The sequence below is a fragment of the Wenzhouxiangella indolica genome, assembly GCF_042310355.1.
Classification (GTDB): domain Bacteria; phylum Pseudomonadota; class Gammaproteobacteria; order Xanthomonadales; family Wenzhouxiangellaceae; genus Wenzhouxiangella.
Genome location: NZ_JBHJMR010000015.1, coordinates 37,757 through 54,940 on the forward strand (window position 1 = coordinate 37,757; position 17,184 = coordinate 54,940).

The following is a 17,184-nucleotide window of genomic DNA, read 5'->3' on the forward strand; positions in this document are numbered from 1 at the left end:
CCGGGGCTTCGATGAACGTTTCAGAGCGCCCGGCTTGTTAAACTGGTTACATCTGAAACAACTCGGAGTGAGCTGATGGGCCTTCTCGTTGACGGTCAATGGCACGACCAGTGGTACGACACCGAATCGACCGGCGGACGCTTCAAGCGCGACGCCGCCGCATTTCGCAACTGGGTGACCGCCGACGGCTCGGCGGGCCCCAGCGGCGAGGGCGGCTTCCAGGCCGAAGCCGATCGCTATCACCTCTACGTGGCCCTGGCCTGCCCGTGGGCCAACCGCGCGCTGATCATGCGCAAGCTCAAGGGCCTCGAGCAGATGATTCCCGTTTCCGTGGTCAATCCGCTGATGCGCGAGAACGGCTGGTCCTTCGAACCCGGCTACAAGGTCACGCCCGATCCGATCCACAACGCCGATTACATGCACCAGGTCTACACCGCGGCCAAGCGCGACTACACCGGCCGGGTGACCGTGCCGGTGCTCTGGGACAAGAAAAAGAACACCATCGTCAGCAACGAGTCGGCCGACATCATCCGCATGTTCAACTCGGCCTTCGACGACCTGGGCGCGACCGAGGGTGACTACTACCCCGAAGACCTGCGCGAGGAGATCGACGCGGTCAACGAGACCGTCTATCACAAGGTCAACAACGGCGTGTACAAGGCCGGATTCGCGACCACGCAGGACGCCTACGAGGAAGCGGTCATCCCGCTGTTCGAAACCCTTGACGCGCTCGAAACCCGGCTCGAGGAAAACCGTTACCTGTGCGGCTCACGCCTGACCGAGGCCGACTGGCGCCTGTTCACCACCCTGATCCGCTTCGACGCGGTCTACGTCGGCCACTTCAAATGCAACATCCGGCGCATCGAGGACTACCCCAACCTGTCGAATTACCTCAGGGAGCTCTACCAGGTGCCGGGCATTTCGGAGACGGTCGATTTCCAGGCCATCAAGCTGCACTACTACGGCAGCCACGACACGATCAATCCGAGTTACATCGTGCCGCTGGGCCCGGCGCTGGATTTTCATCGCAAGCACGACCGCGCGCGTCTGCCGGCCGACTGATCGAGGCAGGCTCGAGTGACTCGCCGCCCGCCGACAATCGATCGGTGGCGCGGCGCGAGCCGCCGACCTGGGTGGCCAGGCGGCGCCGGCCCGCCGGCCGCGCCGACATCAAGGCCTGAACCAGCAGCGGCACGACGATCAGGGTGGTGCCGATCCAGAACCACAGGTCGGGCACTTCGGCGAACAGCAGCCAGCCGATCACGAACGCCCACACGATGCCCGTGTACTCCGAGGCGGTGACCTGGTTGGCGTCGACGTGACGGTAGGCCAGGATCACCGTCATGTTGTAGCCCAGGATGAACAGCGCCGAGCCGAAGGCCGCACCCAGGGAGGCGTAGTCGAGCGGCGCGCCTTCGACGAATGCCAGCACCAGCGCGGCCGGCAGGGCGAACAGGTAGTTCAGCAGCAGGCTGTGCACCACCGACTGCTCGCGCGGCAGCTTGCGCACCAGCAGCGCGTTGACCGCGAGTGCGACGGCCAGCCCCAGGGCGGTGAAACCGGCCAGGTTCATCTCGGTCGGGCGCAGGATGATCAGCACGCCGGCCATGCCGCCGATGACGGCGAACAGGCTTGACTTGTTCAGCCGCTCGCCAAAGCACAGCACGCCGAAAACCATCACCAGCACCGGCGCGGCATAGAAGATGGCGTTGGCCGTTGCCAGGGGCAGCGCGCCGAGGGCGACGACCATGCACAGGATGCCGCCCAGGCCGACGTGGGCCCGAACGAGATGCACGCGCGATCCGCCCCAGAAGTTCTTCCACTCGACCAGCGACAGGAAGGGCACGAGCAGCAGCAGCGTGAACACCAGGCGAACCGCCACGAACTGGAAGATGGCCAGGTCGCCGCTGGCCCACTTGATCAGGGCATCGGAGAAGATCGCCAGCAGGTTGCCGACGACCAGCAGCAAGATCGCGCTGTTGACGGTGCGTCCCGACATGATCCGTGTCTCCATGAATGTGGCGAGTCGATGGCGCTATTCTGGGGACGACCGATCATTATGTAAAATGATCAATACTCATTAGCCATGAGAAAAAACGATAATGCGCCTGCCCCCGCTCAAGGCCCTGCCCGTGTTCGAAGCCGTCGCCCGGACGCTGAGCTTCTCGGCCGCCGCCGTCGAGCTGCACGTCACCCAGTCGGCGGTCTCCCACCAGATCCGCCAGCTCGAGGACGACCTCGGCGAGACCCTGTTCGAGCGCGGCGGTCGTCGCGTCGCCCTGACCGAGCAGGGCGAGCGCTACCTCGAAGCCGTCGCGCCGGCCCTGGCGCAGATCGAGCGCGCCAGTGAACAGCTGCGCGGCGTTGGCGATTCGCGCATCCGCCTGGCCGTGCCCAGTTCCTTCGCGGTGAGCTGGCTGATTCCGCGCCTGCCGCACCTGCAGCGCCAGCATCCGGAACTGGACCTGGACCTGGAGATGCTCGCCGACATGCCCGTGATGTCCGAGCGCCTGGCCGACTGCTACATCACCTTCCGCTACAAGCAGCGCGGCTACCAGTCCGAGCGGCTCTACGTCGAGCGCCTGTTCGCCGTTTGCTCGAGGCAGTACTGGAACCGCGTTCGCGACGAACTCGACGAAGCCGGGCTGCGAAAACGCGGCAGCGGCGTGGCCATCCGCGCGGAATGGCTGACCCGGTTCACCCTGCTGTCGGCCGCCAGTGTGTTCGAACGCCCGGGTGAAGATTGGCGCCGCTGGTTCGCCGCCGGGCATGCCGAGCTGCCGGCCGCGGCCCACGTGCAGCATTTCTCCCACATGCTGCTGGCCCACGAAGCCGCCCGCCACCACCAGGGCATCGCCCTGTCCAATGACTACATGCTGGATACTGCCAGCGATCCCGACCTCGTGCGCCTGCCGGCCCACGAACTTCAAACAGGCGACGAGTTCCACTTTGCCTGCAAGACCTCGCGGGCGAACGAGATGGGGATTCAGCACCTGTCGAGGTGGTTGGTGAAGCAGGCGGAGGCTTCGGGGTGGATTCGGTGAAGGGCCCGGTTGGCGTTCTGCGCTGGGAGCCGTTAGTGACCGGTGAAAATTCCAAGTACCAAATAGCAAGTACCAAACAAATTCCAAATTCCAATGTTAGAAACGGCAGACGGTTCAGGGTCCTTCGCCTATCGAGACCTCATCAATGCTGCATGGCCGCCCTTGACGAGTCGAGAGCGCCCATGCAAGCGTCAACTGCAGCGCCAGCGATGGCCCCGGCCTCCGCAAACCAGCCGTCTCGCCCAAGCCCTCAAATGATTCGTAACGTGATCGCCTTCAGCACCGCCCTTGTCCGATCCCGAGTGTTGAGCTTGTCGAGGATGTCGGAGACGTAGTTCTTGATCGTGCCCTCGGCCAGGTGGATGGTGCGGGCGATTTCGCGGTTGGAATAGCCGCCGGCGATCAGGCGCAGGATCTCGATCTCGCGCTCGGAGAAGCTGTCGACCGGCGGTGAGTCGTCGCGGTAGGGATAGCGTTCGGCCACGCCCCGGGTGCTGATTGGCTGCAGCCGCGCCTCGCCGCGCACGATGGCGCCGATGAGCTCGGCCAGGTCCTCGGGCGAGATGTCCTTGAGCGCGAAGCCCTGCGCCCCGGCTTCCACGGCGGCCAGCATCAGCCGGCTGTCGTCGAAGGTCGTCAGCAGAAGCACCGGCGGCGCGTCTTCGCGGGCCTGCAGTTGCCGGCACAGCTCGATGCCGTCGACGCCCGGCATGCGGATATCCGACACGACCAGGTCCACGGCCTGCTCCGCCAGGGCTTCGAGCAGGGGTTCACCGGACGCGGCTTCGACCACCACCTCGAGGCCGGGCAGGTCGTTGATCACCGATTTCAGGCCTTCGCGGATCAGGGCCTGATCGTCGGCCAGGGCGATTCGGATCGTCATCAGGTCAACTCCACCGGCAGGGTCGCGACCAGCTTGACGCCGCCCAGCTCAGAGCGCGAGATCTCCAGGCTGCCGTTGAGTTCGGCCAGTCGCTCGCGCATGCCGGTCAGGCCGTTGCCGGGGCGGACCTCGTCCGGGTAATCCCCGTCGTCCTCGGCCGTCAATACCAGTTGCTCGCCCCGCCGGTCGAGCCGCACGTGCAGGGTCCGCGCCGGCCCGTGCCGGGCGGCGTTGGTCAGCGCTTCCTGGAAGGTGCGCAGTAGCGCCTCGGCCTGGTCCGCGCGCGGCACGCGCGCGTGCTCGTCGAGGTGGAGTTCCAGCCGCGGCCGCGGCAGCGGCCGGGCCACCTCGCGCAGGCTCTCGGCCAGGTCGATGCCCTCGGTTTCACGCAGGTGGCGCACGACCGAACGCAGGTCCTGTAGCAGCTCGTCGGCCAGGCCAGTGGCATCCTCGACTTCGCGCGCGGCATCGTCGTCGAGCCGCCGGGCAAGCCCGCGCAGCTTGAGCTTGAGCGCGGTGAGCTTGTGGCCGGCAACATCGTGCAGTTCGCGCGACAGGCGCAGGCGTTCCTGGTCGCGTGCGGTCTCGCTCAGAAGCGAGCGCGTGGCCAGCAGCCGGGCGTTGACCGCCTTGAGGTCCTCGGCCATCCGTTCGGCCGCGTTGGCGTAGCGCATCACCAGCACCGCGAAGAGCTGGAAACCGGCGAAACCCAGCATCGACAGGCCGGCGTTGCGCCAGCTCGAACCCCATGACTCGATCATCACGGCGCCGAAATAGAGGTTGACCGCGACCAGCGCCAGCACGAGGAAAACGGGCGACAGGCGGTTGGTGAACTGCGTGGCCAGCAGGATCAGCAGGATCGGCGTCGATCCGGATGGAATGAACCACAGCGCGAGCGCGGTGAGCAAGGTCAGCGCGACGAGGAAGGCATCGTAGACGCAGCGCGGAATCAGCTCGTCGAGCAGGCAGGCCATCCAGCACAACAAGAAGGCGAACAACAGCAGATCGGCCAGGGTCGGCAAGCCGCCGGGATGGCGGTCGACAACCGCCATGGCCGTCAGCCAGACCGCCACCCAGGCGAAATAAGAGGCCCAGGCCAGCGGGCTGAGCAGCAGCTCGCGCATGACCTGCTTGACGTCGATATTCATGTCTCCTGTATAGCCGCCGGGGGCGGCGACCACAACCGCCCGGAGCAAAGTCATGACTTTCGGCACCCGGTTTGCCTGACTTCCGGCACCTTACCGCGCCGCGCCGCCATCCGATCCTGTAGCCACGCTTGCTTGAACGAGGAACCGGACCATGACACTGATTCAACTGCTTTCGGGATTCGCACTGCCCCACGCGCTGGTGGGCACCGTCGCCCTGGCGACCTTCTGGACCGCCGCGCTGGCGAGAAAAGGCTCGCCCCTGCACAAGACCGTCGGCAAGGTCTATCTGCTGGCGATGATCGGCGTGGCCGCAACGGCCGTGCCGCTTGCCCTGTCGCAGGCGCTGCAGGGTCAGTGGCTGGGCGCGGTCTTCCTGGGCTATCTGGTAATCCTCGTTTCCCACGCCTGCCGCCTGGCCTGGCTGGCCATTCGCTGGAAGCGCGACTTCAAGCGATACACGGGCACTGGGTTTCGCCTCGGCGCGATGCTGCTCGGGCTTTCCGGGCTAGGCGTTTCCGTCCTGGGCATGGTCCACGGCGCATGGCTGCTGATCATCTTCGGCCTGATCGGGCCGATGGCGGCACTCGACGCGCGCAAGCTCATTCGCAGCGGCCCGCAAAGCCCCAAGTGGTGGCTGAAGGAACACTATGGCGCGATGATCGGCAACGGCGTGGCCACGCACATCGCCTTCCTGCAGATCGGCCTGATGCGTCTGGTTCCCGGCCTCGGCGACAGCGTGGTGCAGCACCTGGCCTGGTTTGGCCCGCTGGTGCTCGCTTTCGTCGCCGGCTACTGGCTCGACCGTCGCTACATGCGGCCGCGGCCGATGCCGTCGAAGCCCGCCGGGTAGGGGCCGATCACTGCCCGAGCAGGTCGGGCTGGCTCTCAGTTCGAACCGGCTCGAAGTCACGCACCTTCTTGCCGCCGTAGAAAACCAGCTTGAACTCGCGGCGGCTGACGGGCACGTAGCGTTCGTTGCCGCCGATTTCGACCTGCGCCCCGTCGGTCACCGCATAGCCGTCGTCGTCGACGCGCACCACCATGGTCGCCTTCGCGCCGGTGTGGCAGATGGTCTTGAGTTCCTTGAGGTTGTCGGCCCAGGCCAGCAGGTACTGGCTGCCCTCGAACAACTCGCCGCGAAAGTCGGTGCGCAGGCCGAAAGCCAGCACCGGGATCTTCAGCCGGTCGACCACTTCGGTGAGCTGGTAGACCTGGTCGCGGGTGAAGAACTGCGCCTCGTCGGCAAGCAGGCAGTGGATGTTGCCCGATTCGAGCTCGGCGGAGACCAGCTCGAACAGGTCGTCCTCCGGCCCGACCGCCAGGGCGGGCTGCTCGATGCCCACGCGCGAGCGGATCACGCCCTTGCCGGCGCGGTCGTCGATGCCGGGGCTGATCAGCAGCGGGCGCATGCCGCGCTCGAGGTAGTTCCAGGCCGACTGCAGCAAGACCGTCGTCTTGCCGGCGTTCATGGTCGAGTAGTAGAAGTAGAGCTTGGCCATGTTCGAACGTTCAGTCCGCTTCGTGGCGGTCCACCCAGATATCGAACCAGAGTGCTTCCAGGTTCTCCCGCCCTTCCAGCCAAGCATCGAGGGAGGATGCCACTTGCTCGCAATCGGCACATCCCTCGCGCCGGTAGAGCAGCAGGTAGAGGTCGGCCTCGGGCAGGTCCTCGTGGGTGTAGGCCTCGCCGCCGGGCGTGATCGTGCGATCGAGCAGCCGCTCGAGGTTCACCATGGAACGCTCGCGCCGACCGTGCTCGTAGGTCAGCCCCAGCGTGCGCTCGAAGCCGCGCCGGTAACCCTGCAGATGCCAGGCCCCGCTGCGGTCGGTGAAATACACGAAAAGCTGCGGCACTTTCACCACGATCCCCTCGCGCTGGGCCTGCGCGCGCAGGTTGCCGACGAAACGCTGCTGCTGCTGCATGACCTCCTCGCGCTGGTGCAGCTCGACGCGGGTGATATCCGCGGCCGGTGCCGGAGCGGCGGCGAGCAGAGCGGTGAAAAGGATGGCGAGGGCGGCGAGAAGTCGCATGGGGGGAGTATAGCGTTTAAAGAAAGGGTTCAGGGTTCACGGGAAAGAAGGGTTCAGGTTTCAGGTTTCAGGTTTCAGGAGCGCCTGGCGAAGCCGCTCGTTCGGTGCCGACAAGCGGGGCGCCGTGTAGCCCGGGGCTACTGGGGCATCGGAGTCGGCCCGGAACCCGGAACCCCTTAGCCTTTTCCTGAAACCTGAAACCTGAAACCTGAAACCTGAAACCTGAAACCTGAAACCTTTCTTTAGGCGCGTAGAATCGAGTTTCCGCTACAATGCCGCGCCCATGTCGAAGACCGCCATCAAACTCAACCCCGCCCAGCACGCCGCGGTCACCCACATCGACACGCCGCTGCTGGTCCTGGCCGGCGCGGGTTCGGGCAAGACGCGCGTGATTACCGAGAAGATCGCGTGGATGATCGACAAGGGTCACTACGGCGCGCGCGAGATTGCCGCGATCACCTTTACCAACAAGGCCGCGCGGGAGATGAAAACCCGTATCGGCAAGCGCCTGGGGCGCAAGAAGATCGAGGGCCTGACGATCTCGACCTTTCACTCCCTGGGCTGGGCGATCCTGCGCTCGGATCCTGAGGCCGCGGGCCGGCGCAAGGGCATGAGCATCCTCGACCAGCATTCGGCCGGCGACCTGGTGCGCGAGATGCTCCCCTCGGGTGCGCCCAAGGACATGGTCTATGCCGTGCAGGCCGGCATCGGCCGCTACAAGGACGCCGGGCTGAATGTCGAGCAGGCGCATGCGGCGGCCAGCAGCGAGAACGCAGCCCGCGCGGCCGAGATCTACGCCGGCTACCAGGAGCGACTGGCCGCGCTCAACGCCGTGGACTTCGACGACCTGATCTCGATTCCGGCGAAAATGCTCGAAGACCCGGTCATTCGAACGCGCTGGCGCCACAAGCTCAAGTACCTGCTCGTCGACGAATACCAGGACACTTCCGAGGCCCAGTACCGCCTGCTCGGCAAGCTCACTGCCGACACCGGCGCCTTTACGGCGGTGGGCGACGACGACCAGTCGATCTACGGCTGGCGCGGCGCGCGGCCGGAGAACCTGGTCAGCCTAAGCAGCGACTGGCCCAACCTCGAGGTGGTCAAGCTCGAGCAGAACTACCGCTCGACCGGCTACATCCTGACCGCCGCCAACTCGGTCATCGCCTGCAACCCGCACGAGTTCGAGAAAAAGCTCTGGAGCGAGCACGGTCCGGGCGACCGGATCGAGATCGTCGAGTACGCCGACGAGGCCGACGAGGCCGAGTCGATCGCGCGCGCCATCGTTACCGAGGTGCACGGCGGCCACTCGCGCTTCGGCGACTGCGCCGTGCTGTATCGCTCCAACTTCCAGGCCCGCGCGATCGAACAGCAGCTGCGCGAGTACGGCCTGCCCTACGTGGTCTCCGGCGGCCCGAGCTGGTTCGACGCCCGCGAGGTGCGCGACTGCCTCGCCTACCTGCGTTTGCTGGTCAATCCCGAAGACAATCCGGCCTTCATGCGCGTGGCCAACGCCCCGCGGCGCGGCCTGGGTTCGGGCGCGATGTCGCGCCTGGCGACCTACGCCGATGCCACGCGCAAGAGCCTGTTCGAGGCGGCCATCGATCCGATGTTCCAGTCCGAGTTGCCGACCCAGGCGCAGCGGGGTTTCCGCTCGTTCTCCAACATGCTGATCGACTTCAACGACCGGGCCGAACGCAACAGCATCGGCGAAGCCTTCGGCGAGATGCTCGAGCACATCGGCTACCTCGAGTGGCTGATCGAGACCGACGACGACCCGAAGAAGGCCGACCGCCGGCGCCGCTCGATCAAGGACCTGACCGGCTGGGTCGAGCGCCTGAGCGCCGACGTAAACTCCGGCGAGGAACTGATTGCGCGCGTCTCCCTGGTGGCCGGTCCCGACGACGATCGCCACGATGACGCCGACATGGTGCGATTGATGACCCTGCACGCGGCCAAGGGCCTGGAGTTCCCGCGCGTGTGGCTGGCCGGTTGCGAGGAAGGCCTGATGCCCCATAGCCGATCGGTCGAGGAGGACACGATCGAGGAAGAGCGCCGCCTGATGTACGTCGGCATTACCCGCGCGGAAAGAAAGCTGCAGATTTCCTACGCCCGACGCCGCAAGCGCGGCGGTGAACAGGTCCAGACCACGCCGAGCCGCTTCCTCGACGAACTGCCCGAAGACGCCATCCGCTGGCCGGCGCGCCACGGCAGCGAAGAGGCCACGGCCGAGGATGCGATGGACAACATCGCCGCGCTGAAGGCGATGCTCGAAGGTTAGGGCGGCCGCAGAAGTTTTTCTCGCGCAAAGGCGCCAAGATCGCCAAGGAAGAACCAAATACTCAATTCTTGAAGTCCCGGCCAGCCGATCTGTTTCCATTCTTAATGAACGGGTTCAATCGTCTTTTCCTTCGCGCCTCTGCGCCTTTGCGCGAGATAAAAAAAGCTAGTGCCCCCTCAAACCGAAAAACGCTATGATGCCTATTCATGGTCAATAAGCTGATCAATCTCATGGTGATGGCAAGCGCCATGCTGGCACTGGCCGGTTGCGATGCCGGGGAACCGTTTGTCGTCGTCGAGGGCGAGCGCTTCAGTGTGGAGATTGCCGACGACGACGCCACGCGCGCGCAGGGGCTGATGTTCCGCGACGAGATGGCCGACGACCACGGCATGTTGTTCATCTTTCCGAACGAGCGCCCGCGATCGTTCTGGATGCGGAACACGCGCATTCCGCTCGACATCATCTACCTCGACCGCGACCTGGAAGTGGTCAGCATCAGCGCCGAAACGCCGCCGTGCCGTTCGCGCTCGGGGCGCTGCCCCAGCTATCCCAGCGAGGGGCCGGCGCAGTACGTGCTGGAGATCAACGGCGGGCGGGCCGCCGAGCTGGGGCTGGCGCCGGGTGATCGCATTGAAGTGGGCAACGTCGACGGGGTCGAGTGATAGACTCGGGCCTTCGGTCAACCTTCAGGCACACTCGGCATGTGGATCTTCCGGAAGCTTTTCGGCCCCATCCAGCGCTTTCTCGAGCGCCGGCGCTTTCCCACGCTGTTGTTGATCCTGGCCGCCCTGTTCGGCGCCAACCTGTTCATTCCCGACCCGATCCCCTTCATCGACGAGGCGATCATGCTGGTCGCGACCGTCATCGTCGGCGCGTTTCGCGAGCGGAAAGGGCAGTCGGACGGGTCGAAGTCGTCGTCCGAAAGTCAAAACCCGGGAACCACCGAAGACACCGAAGACACCGAAAAAGACCGAAAGCGCTAGGAGCCTAGGATTTCGTGGGAGCGGCTTCCAAGCCGCGATCTTCGGCTAGCCATGGCATCGCGGCTTGGAAGCCGCTCCCACGACTGATAGACCCTGCCTTTCTTGATTCGTGTCTTTTTCGGTGCATTCGGTGTATTCGGTGGTTCCAAGGTTTTAGCCAACCCAACCATGCCCCTGCGCTATCCTCCCCTCCATGAATCTCCCAGCCGCCACCCCGAAACCGATCACCCTCCTGCAGCTTTCCGACAGCCACCTGTCCGAAGACCCGCAGGCGCGTTACCGCGGCCAGCACGCCGACGCCAACCTGGCCAGTCTTCGCGAGGCCATCAAGGGCTTGTCGCCCGACGCCATCGTGCTCTCCGGCGATGTTTCCGAGGACGCCTCGCCCGCCTCGTACTGGCGCATGGGCGGTTTCGTGCGCGACCTGGCGCCGAAGATCGCCTGGATTCCGGGCAACCACGACGAGCGCGAGGTCATGGCCGGGGTGTTCGATGAGCTAGGATTCGAGGCCGGGCCGATCGTCAGGCTCGGCGCCTGGCAGATCGCGCTGCTCGATTCGGCCTGGCCGAATCGCCCCGAAGGCGAGCTGACCGGGGAGCGGCTGTCGGTTCTGGATCAACTTTCAGGCGACCGACCGGCGCTGGTGTTCGTGCATCACCAGCCGGTGGCGGTGGGCTCGCCCTGGATCGACAAGTACCCGCTGGTCGAACCCGATCGCCTGTGGGAAAAGCTGTCGGACAAGCCGGTCAAGGCGGTGGCCTTCGGCCACGTTCACCAGGTCTACGAGGGAGAGCGGGGCGGGATCGCCTGCCTGTCGGCGCCGTCGACGGCCGCCAACGGCGTGCGCGAGGCCCCCAAATTCACCCCGAGCGATCAGGGGCCTTCGGCGCGTTGGTTCAGGCTGTGGCCGAGTGGCCGGTGGGAATCGCAGCTGCTCTAGATCTCCATCATCTCGAAGTCTTCCTTGCCCGCTCCGCAGTCGGGGCAGAGCCAGTCCTCGGGGACGTCTTCCCAGCGGGTTCCGGGCGGGATGCCGTCGTCGGGCCAGCCTTCTTCCTCGTCGTAGATAAAGCCGCAGACGATGCACATCCAGGTCTTGAAGGGTTGTTCTTCGCTCACTTGAAGTCCGGTATTGATGGCTGATGAGGCGCCATTCTATCGAATGCCGTGCACAGCGTGGCGAAGGTCGGGCGGGTCGAAGATCAGCGCGTGCCCGCCAGGCGCCGTGATCCGCTGAGGTCCGCGCCCTCGACGAACAGGCGCCGCAGGCCCGGCACACCCTCGAGACGGATGGTCAGGACGCCCGCTTCTTCGAGAGCCGGGGCGATGTAGACGTCGATTTCCCCGAAGCGCTCGCAGCGGTAGCCCGACCCGTCTTCGGGCGGTCCCGGCTCGGCCACCGGTACGCCGGCCAGCCCGCCGCAGCATCCGTGCCGCGGTGAGACTCTGAGCACGACTGCGCTACCTCGCCCGGCGAGCCAGCGGCGCGCTTTGCTCGTGATCTCGACGCGCGCGCTCAAGCCCGGCCCTCGGCCTGCGCCATGGTCGGGAAGTGGCCGCGCGTCTTGTTGGCGATGCGCACCAGCGCCAGCATCAGCGGCACCTCGACGAGCACGCCGACGACGGTGGCCAGCGCCGCGCCCGACTGGAGGCCGAATATCGCGATGGCCGCGGCCACCGCCAGCTCGAAGAAATTGCTCGCCCCGATCATGGCGCCCGGCGCGGCGATCTTGTGCGGCACGCGCCAGGCCCGGGCCCAGCCGTAGGCGATGAAGAAGATCAGGAAAGTCTGGATGATCAGCGGCACGGCGATGAGCGCGATATGCAGCGGGTGGTCGAGGATCACCTCGCCCTGGAAGGCGAACAGCAGCACCAGCGTGATGATCAGCCCGATGGGCGTGATCGGCCCGATGCGTTTCATGAACACCTTGTCGAACCACTCGCGGCCGCGCCGGCGAATGAGGGTGAGGCGCGTGAGGTAGCCGGCGAACAGCGGGATGACGATATACAGCAATACCGACAGCGCCACCGTGTTCCAGGGCACGGCGATGTCGGAGATGCCGAGCAGGAACACCACGATCGGCGCGAAGGCGAACAGCATGATCAGGTCGTTGACCGCGACCTGGACGAGGGTATAGGCCGCATCGCCGCGGGTGAGATAGCTCCACACGAACACCATCGCCGTGCAGGGTGCGGCGCCGAGCAGAATCGCGCCGGCGAGGTACTCGCGTGCCAGCGTTTCCGGGATGAGCGGGGCGAAGACCACCATCAGGAAAAACCACGAGATGGCGAACATCGAGAACGGCTTGATCAGCCAGTTGACGGTGGTGGTGATGACCAGGCCGCGGGGATGGCGGCGCACGCCCAGGATGGCGCCGAAGTCGATCTGCACCATCATCGGGTAGATCATCGCCCAGATGAGGATCGCCACCGGGACCGAGACCTGGGCGTACTCGAAGCGCGAGAGCGTGTCGGGCACGGCCGGCAGGAACTGGCCCACGGCGATGCCGATGACGATCGCCAGTGCGACCCAGATCGACAGGTAGCGCTCGAACAGTCCCATGCCTTCCTTGATATCGGGCGATTCTTCCGGGTTCATCGGGGGGTTGGTTTCCTTGTTCATCCAGGTTCCGGGTTCAATTCGATTGCAGTTCGGTCTCGAGCAGCTCCTGCACGCGCCCGCGGATGTCGTCGCGCACGGTGCGGAACTGCGCCATGATGTCGTCCTCGCTGCCGCTCGCCCGGGCCGGGTCGGGCAGCGGCCAGTGCACGCGTCGCACGCCTGGCGGCAGCACCGGGCAGTGCTCGTCGGCATGGCCGCAGACGGTCACGACCAGGTCGGCGGCGGCCAGCATGTCGTCGTCGACCCGCGTCGACTGCTGCTGCGAGATATCGACCCCAGCCTCGCGCATGACGGCCACGGCCCGGGGGTTCTGACCGTGCGCCTCGATGCCGGCCGAGGCCACGCCGGCGCGCTCGCCGGCAATGGCGCGGGCGAAACCCTCGGCCATCTGCGAGCGGCAGGAATTGCCGGTGCAAAGAAAGAGAATGTTGTGCACGGTCGATCAGTCGCAGGCGGCGAAGGGTCGGTCGGGCATGGCGGCCAGGCGCCGGCGGTAGTCGTCGAGCGCCTCGTCCTCGCGCACCGCCTCGAGTACCTTGCGCGACCAGGCGGGCAGCTCGGGGTGCAGGCGGTAGTAGACCCACTGCCCCCGGCGTTCGTCGGCCACGATGCCGGCATCGCGCAACTGCGCCAGATGCCGCGAGACCTTAGGCTGCGACAACTCCAGGGCGTGGACGAGTTCGCACACGCACATTTCGCGCTCGCCGAGCAACAGCAGCAGGCAGTGCAGCCGCGTGCGGTCGGCCAGCGCCCGGAAAAAGCGCTCGGTGGTCATTCGCATATTCGCTTATGCATATATGTATATCATAAGGCGTGCCGGCGCCGATGCGCAAATGCCGCCCGGCCAGCCGGCCAGCCGGCCCGATCGCGGCCGCCCTTCCACGCCGCCGCGGCCCGATGCCTTAAACTGTCTCCGAGAAATTCCGGCCTGGTTGCGTCCCTTCGGACCGCCCGAGCGCCATCGGCGCCAGCGCCCCGGGCCACACGACCACAAGATCACGACGCCAGGAGTTGTAGCCAACGCCATGACCGCCAGTCACGACCTGTTCGACCGCGCCCGCGCCCGCATCCCCGGGGGCGTGAATTCCCCGGTCCGCGCCTTTTCGTCCGTCGGCGGTGAACCGCTGTTCTTCGATCACGCCGAAGGCGCCTACATGTTCGACGTCGACGGCAAGCGCTACATCGACTATGTCGGTTCCTGGGGCCCGATGATCTGCGGCCACGCCCACCCGAAAATCATCGAGGCGGTGCAGCAGGCCGCGGCCAGGGGCCTGAGCTTCGGCGCGCCCGCGCCGGGCGAGGTGACCATGGCCGAGATGCTGTGCGAGATGATTCCCTCGCTCGAGCGCGTGCGCATGGTCAACTCCGGCACCGAGGCCACCATGTCGGCCCTGCGCGTGGCGCGCGCGGCCACCGGCAAGGATCGCTTCATCAAGTTCGAGGGCAACTACCACGGCCACGGCGACAGCTTCCTGGTCAAGGCCGGCTCGGGTGCCCAGACCCTGGGCGTGCCGACCTCGCCGGGCGTGCCCGCCGCGCTGGCCGAACTCACCCTCAACGCCCGCTACAACGACCTCGAAAGCGTGCGTGCGCTGTTCGAACAGTACCCGGACGAGATCGGCTGCGTATTCGTCGAGCCGGTGGCCGGTAACATGAACTGCATCCCGCCCGAGCCGGGCTTCCTCGAGGGCCTGCGCCAGATCTGCGACGAGCACGGTGCGGTGCTGGTCTTCGACGAAGTCATGACGGGTTTTCGCGTCGGGCCCACCGGCGCCCAGGGCCGCTACGGCGTGGTGCCCGACCTGACCTGTTTCGGCAAGGTCATCGGCGCGGGCATGCCCGTGGGCGCATTCGGCGGCAAGCACGAGATCATGAAGCTCGTCGCACCCGAAGGCCCCGTCTACCAGGCCGGCACCCTGTCGGGCAATCCCGTCGCCATGGCCGCCGGCATCGCCAACCTCGAACTGCTTGCCGAAGACGGCTTCTACCAAAAGCTCGAAGCCCGCACGACGCAACTGGCCGATGGCTTCAAGCAGGCCGCCGACAACGCCGGCGTGCCCATGGCCACCGTGGCGGTGGGCGGCATGTTCGGCTACTTCTTCACCGATGCCGAGCGGGTCACCAACTTCGAACAGGCTGCCGCCTGCAATATCGAGCAGTTCAAGGCCTTCTTCAACGCGATGCTCGAAGCGGGCATCTACCTGGCCCCGTCGGCCTTCGAAGCCGGCTTCGTCAGCAGTGCCCATACCGCCGCCGACGTCACCGAAACCGTGGGCGCGGCCAGCGAGGCGCTGAAGAAGATCGCGGACCAAGGATAAGGATCGAACGATGCCGGTCGGGCCGGAAGTTGCCGGGCCCGGCGGAGTGGACTAGCATCCTTCGAGGTACAAGGGGATGGCGCTGATCCGGCGACCACCCCTTCATGGAGGGAACCGGCCTCGCCGAAGGCGGGGCCACCCCAAGAGGATTTTCCAGGAGCGCATGGCATGAAAGTAGGTGCACCGAAAGAGACCGCACCGGGCGAAGCGCGGGTTGCGTTGACGCCTGAAAGCGCGGGCCGGCTCAAGAAGTTGGGCTACGACTGCCTGGTCGAGACGGGCGCGGGGCTGGCCGCCTCGTTGACCGACCAGGCGTACAAGGATGCCGGCGTGGAAGTCGTCGATTCGGCCGAGGCGCTGTGGCAGCAGGCCGACGTGATCGTGAAGGTGCGCGAGCCCTCCAGCGAGGAGATCGACGCCGCGCCCGAGGGCAAGACGCTGATCAGCTTCGTCTGGCCGGCGAACAACGAAGACCTGCTCGAGAAGATGAAGGCCAGGAACATGTCCGTGCTGGCCATGGACATGGTGCCGCGCATCAGCCGGGCGCAGAAGATGGACGCGCTGTCGTCGATGGCCAACATCGCCGGCTACCGCGCCGTGGTCGAGGCGAGCAACAACTTCGGCCGCTTCTTCATGGGCCAGATGACCGCCGCCGGCAAGGTGCCGCCGGCGAAGGTGCTGGTGGTTGGTGCCGGCGTGGCCGGCCTGGCCGCGATCGGCACCTCGGTATCGCTGGGCGCGATCACCCTGGCCTTCGACGTGCGACCCGAAGTGGCCGAGCAGATCGAGTCCATGGGCGCGGAATTCGTCTACCTGGATTTCGAAGAAGAACAGACCGACGGCGCCGAGACCGGCGGCTACGCGGCGCCGTCGAGCCCGGAGTTCCGCGAAAAGCAGCTCGAGAAATTCCGCGAGCTGGCCCCCGACGTCGATATCGTCATCACCACCGCGCTGATCCCCAACCGGCCCGCGCCGGAGCTGTGGACCGACGACATGGTCGAGGCGATGAAGCCCGGTTCCGTGATCGTCGACCTGGCCGCCGAACGGGGCGGCAACTGCACGCTCACGAAAAAAGACGAACGCATCGTCACCGACAACGACGTGACCATTATCGGTTACACGGATTTCCCCAGCCGCATGGCCACGCAGTCGTCCAATCTCTATGCCACCAACGTGCGGCACATGCTCGACGACCTCACGCCCGAAAAAGACGGCACGCCGGTCATCGATATGGAAGACGACGTCATCCGCGGGTCGCTGGTGTGCCACGAAGGCGAGATTACCTGGCCGCCGCCGGAGCCCAAGACCAAGGCCATCGCCGCGGCCAAGCCCAGGAAGAAGGAGCCCGAAGAGACGGCCGAAGCCAAGGCCGAGCGCGAAGCGGCCGAACTGAAAGCCTCGCTCAACCGCACCGGCTGGATGCTGGGCATCGGCGGTGCGCTGTGCCTGGCCGTGGGCGCGGTCGCACCGCCGAGCTTCATGCAGCACTTCATCGTGTTCGTGCTGTCGGTGTTTGTCGGCTACCACGTGATCTGGGGCGTGGCGCATTCGCTGCACACCCCGCTGATGGCCATCACCAACGCGATCTCGTCGATCATCATCGTCGGCGCCTTGTTGCAGGTGGCCTCCGGCAATACAACGGTAATGGTGCTCGCCGCGGCCTCGATCCTGATGGCCTCGGTCAATATCTTCGGCGGGTTCCTCGTGACCCGACGCATGCTCGCCATGTTCAAGCGCAGCTAGTGTACCCCGTCACTCATTGTGTAACTTATAGAGCGCGCCTGAGCCGACAGTGCAAGGCGCGACCCGCAGTGAAGGGTGGGGCCCTTTACAAGGGGCGCAACGCCGCAATGTCGGTTCAGGCGCGCTCCCGAAG

At 65.9% G+C, this 17,184-nt stretch carries 19 protein-coding genes; 9 read left to right on the forward strand and 10 right to left on the reverse strand.

From position 1 onward, the window contains the following. The first annotated feature begins 75 nt into the window (after nucleotides 1-75). Nucleotides 76-1,062, forward strand: coding sequence for a glutathione S-transferase family protein (locus tag ACDC67_RS13545; protein WP_376693966.1), 987 nt, complete (start codon nucleotides 76-78; stop codon nucleotides 1,060-1,062). Here the strand turns inward: ACDC67_RS13545 and ACDC67_RS13550 are convergent. Next, on the reverse strand, nucleotides 980-1,999 hold the full coding sequence (locus ACDC67_RS13550) for a DMT family transporter (protein ID WP_376693967.1): 1,020 nt from the start codon (nucleotides 1,997-1,999) through the stop codon (nucleotides 980-982). The genes ACDC67_RS13545 and ACDC67_RS13550 overlap by 83 nt on opposite strands. A gap of 103 nt (nucleotides 2,000-2,102) precedes the next feature. Here ACDC67_RS13550 and ACDC67_RS13555 point away from each other — a divergent pair, with 103 nt between their 5' ends. After that, complete coding sequence (locus ACDC67_RS13555) at nucleotides 2,103-3,044, forward strand: LysR family transcriptional regulator (RefSeq protein ID WP_376693969.1); 942 nt, start codon at nucleotides 2,103-2,105, stop codon at nucleotides 3,042-3,044. 250 nt (nucleotides 3,045-3,294) lie between these two features. On the opposite strand, the gene ACDC67_RS13560 is transcribed toward ACDC67_RS13555, so the two are convergent. Together ACDC67_RS13560 and ACDC67_RS13565 are read right to left on the reverse strand one after the other, a co-directional pair. Beyond that, on the reverse strand, nucleotides 3,295-3,927 hold the full coding sequence (locus ACDC67_RS13560) for a response regulator (RefSeq protein WP_376693971.1): 633 nt from the start codon (nucleotides 3,925-3,927) through the stop codon (nucleotides 3,295-3,297). Continuing rightward, nucleotides 3,927-5,075, reverse strand: a complete 1,149-nt coding sequence (locus tag ACDC67_RS13565; RefSeq protein ID WP_376693972.1) for a sensor histidine kinase — start codon at nucleotides 5,073-5,075, stop codon at nucleotides 3,927-3,929. Before ACDC67_RS13565 ends, ACDC67_RS13560 begins: the two co-directional genes overlap by 1 nt. Before the next feature lie 151 nt (nucleotides 5,076-5,226). On the opposite strand from ACDC67_RS13565, the gene ACDC67_RS13570 reads away from it, so the two are divergent. Then, nucleotides 5,227-5,925, forward strand: coding sequence for a hypothetical protein (locus tag ACDC67_RS13570; protein WP_376693974.1), 699 nt, complete (start codon nucleotides 5,227-5,229; stop codon nucleotides 5,923-5,925). A 7-nt stretch (nucleotides 5,926-5,932) separates the two neighbouring features. On the opposite strand, the gene ACDC67_RS13575 is transcribed toward ACDC67_RS13570, so the two are convergent. Together ACDC67_RS13575 and ACDC67_RS13580 are read right to left on the reverse strand one after the other, a co-directional pair. Further along, nucleotides 5,933-6,574, reverse strand: coding sequence for a thymidine kinase (locus tag ACDC67_RS13575; protein WP_376693976.1), 642 nt, complete (start codon nucleotides 6,572-6,574; stop codon nucleotides 5,933-5,935). 10 nt (nucleotides 6,575-6,584) lie between these two features. Then, complete coding sequence (locus ACDC67_RS13580; RefSeq protein WP_376693977.1) at nucleotides 6,585-7,106, reverse strand: hypothetical protein; 522 nt, start codon at nucleotides 7,104-7,106, stop codon at nucleotides 6,585-6,587. Nucleotides 7,107-7,389: 283 nt separating this feature from the next. Here ACDC67_RS13580 and ACDC67_RS13585 point away from each other — a divergent pair, with 283 nt between their 5' ends. The 4 genes from ACDC67_RS13585 to ACDC67_RS13600 all read left to right on the forward strand — a co-directional run bounded on the left by ACDC67_RS13585 (nucleotide 7,390) and on the right by ACDC67_RS13600 (nucleotide 11,307). Then, on the forward strand, nucleotides 7,390-9,384 hold the full coding sequence (locus ACDC67_RS13585) for an ATP-dependent helicase (protein ID WP_376693979.1): 1,995 nt from the start codon (nucleotides 7,390-7,392) through the stop codon (nucleotides 9,382-9,384). A 206-nt stretch (nucleotides 9,385-9,590) separates the two neighbouring features. Next, a complete protein-coding gene (locus ACDC67_RS13590; RefSeq protein ID WP_376693980.1) occupies nucleotides 9,591-10,046 on the forward strand; it encodes a DUF192 domain-containing protein in 456 nt (151 codons plus the stop codon). A gap of 39 nt (nucleotides 10,047-10,085) precedes the next feature. Further along, a complete protein-coding gene (locus tag ACDC67_RS13595; RefSeq protein ID WP_376693982.1) occupies nucleotides 10,086-10,367 on the forward strand; it encodes a DUF6116 family protein in 282 nt (93 codons plus the stop codon). Between the two features lie 193 nt (nucleotides 10,368-10,560). Beyond that, on the forward strand, nucleotides 10,561-11,307 hold the full coding sequence (locus tag ACDC67_RS13600) for a metallophosphoesterase (RefSeq protein ID WP_376693984.1): 747 nt from the start codon (nucleotides 10,561-10,563) through the stop codon (nucleotides 11,305-11,307). On the opposite strand, the gene ACDC67_RS13605 is transcribed toward ACDC67_RS13600, so the two are convergent. From ACDC67_RS13605 to ACDC67_RS13625, 5 genes are all read right to left on the reverse strand, one after another. Beyond that, entirely contained in the window at nucleotides 11,304-11,456 is a 153-nt protein-coding gene (locus ACDC67_RS13605) for a rubredoxin (RefSeq protein WP_376694014.1), read from the reverse strand. The genes ACDC67_RS13600 and ACDC67_RS13605 overlap by 4 nt on opposite strands. 113 nt (nucleotides 11,457-11,569) lie before the next feature. Next, on the reverse strand, nucleotides 11,570-11,887 hold the full coding sequence (locus ACDC67_RS13610; protein ID WP_376693986.1) for a CC/Se motif family (seleno)protein: 318 nt from the start codon (nucleotides 11,885-11,887) through the stop codon (nucleotides 11,570-11,572). Then, complete coding sequence (gene arsB, locus ACDC67_RS13615; protein WP_376694016.1) at nucleotides 11,884-12,966, reverse strand: ACR3 family arsenite efflux transporter; 1,083 nt, start codon at nucleotides 12,964-12,966, stop codon at nucleotides 11,884-11,886. Before arsB ends, ACDC67_RS13610 begins: the two co-directional genes overlap by 4 nt. A 37-nt stretch (nucleotides 12,967-13,003) precedes the next feature. Then, a complete protein-coding gene (arsC, locus tag ACDC67_RS13620; protein ID WP_376693987.1) occupies nucleotides 13,004-13,426 on the reverse strand; it encodes an arsenate reductase (thioredoxin) in 423 nt (140 codons plus the stop codon). Nucleotides 13,427-13,432: 6 nt separating this feature from the next. Beyond that, a complete protein-coding gene (locus tag ACDC67_RS13625) occupies nucleotides 13,433-13,765 on the reverse strand; it encodes a metalloregulator ArsR/SmtB family transcription factor (protein ID WP_376693988.1) in 333 nt (110 codons plus the stop codon). Nucleotides 13,766-14,015: 250 nt separating this feature from the next. Here ACDC67_RS13625 and hemL point away from each other — a divergent pair, with 250 nt between their 5' ends. Together hemL and ACDC67_RS13635 are read left to right on the forward strand one after the other, a co-directional pair. Further along, a complete protein-coding gene (gene hemL, locus ACDC67_RS13630; RefSeq protein ID WP_376694018.1) occupies nucleotides 14,016-15,308 on the forward strand; it encodes a glutamate-1-semialdehyde 2,1-aminomutase in 1,293 nt (430 codons plus the stop codon). A 168-nt stretch (nucleotides 15,309-15,476) separates the two neighbouring features. Further along, on the forward strand, nucleotides 15,477-17,051 hold the full coding sequence (locus ACDC67_RS13635; RefSeq protein ID WP_376693990.1) for a Re/Si-specific NAD(P)(+) transhydrogenase subunit alpha: 1,575 nt from the start codon (nucleotides 15,477-15,479) through the stop codon (nucleotides 17,049-17,051). Nucleotides 17,052-17,184 lie beyond the last annotated feature (133 nt).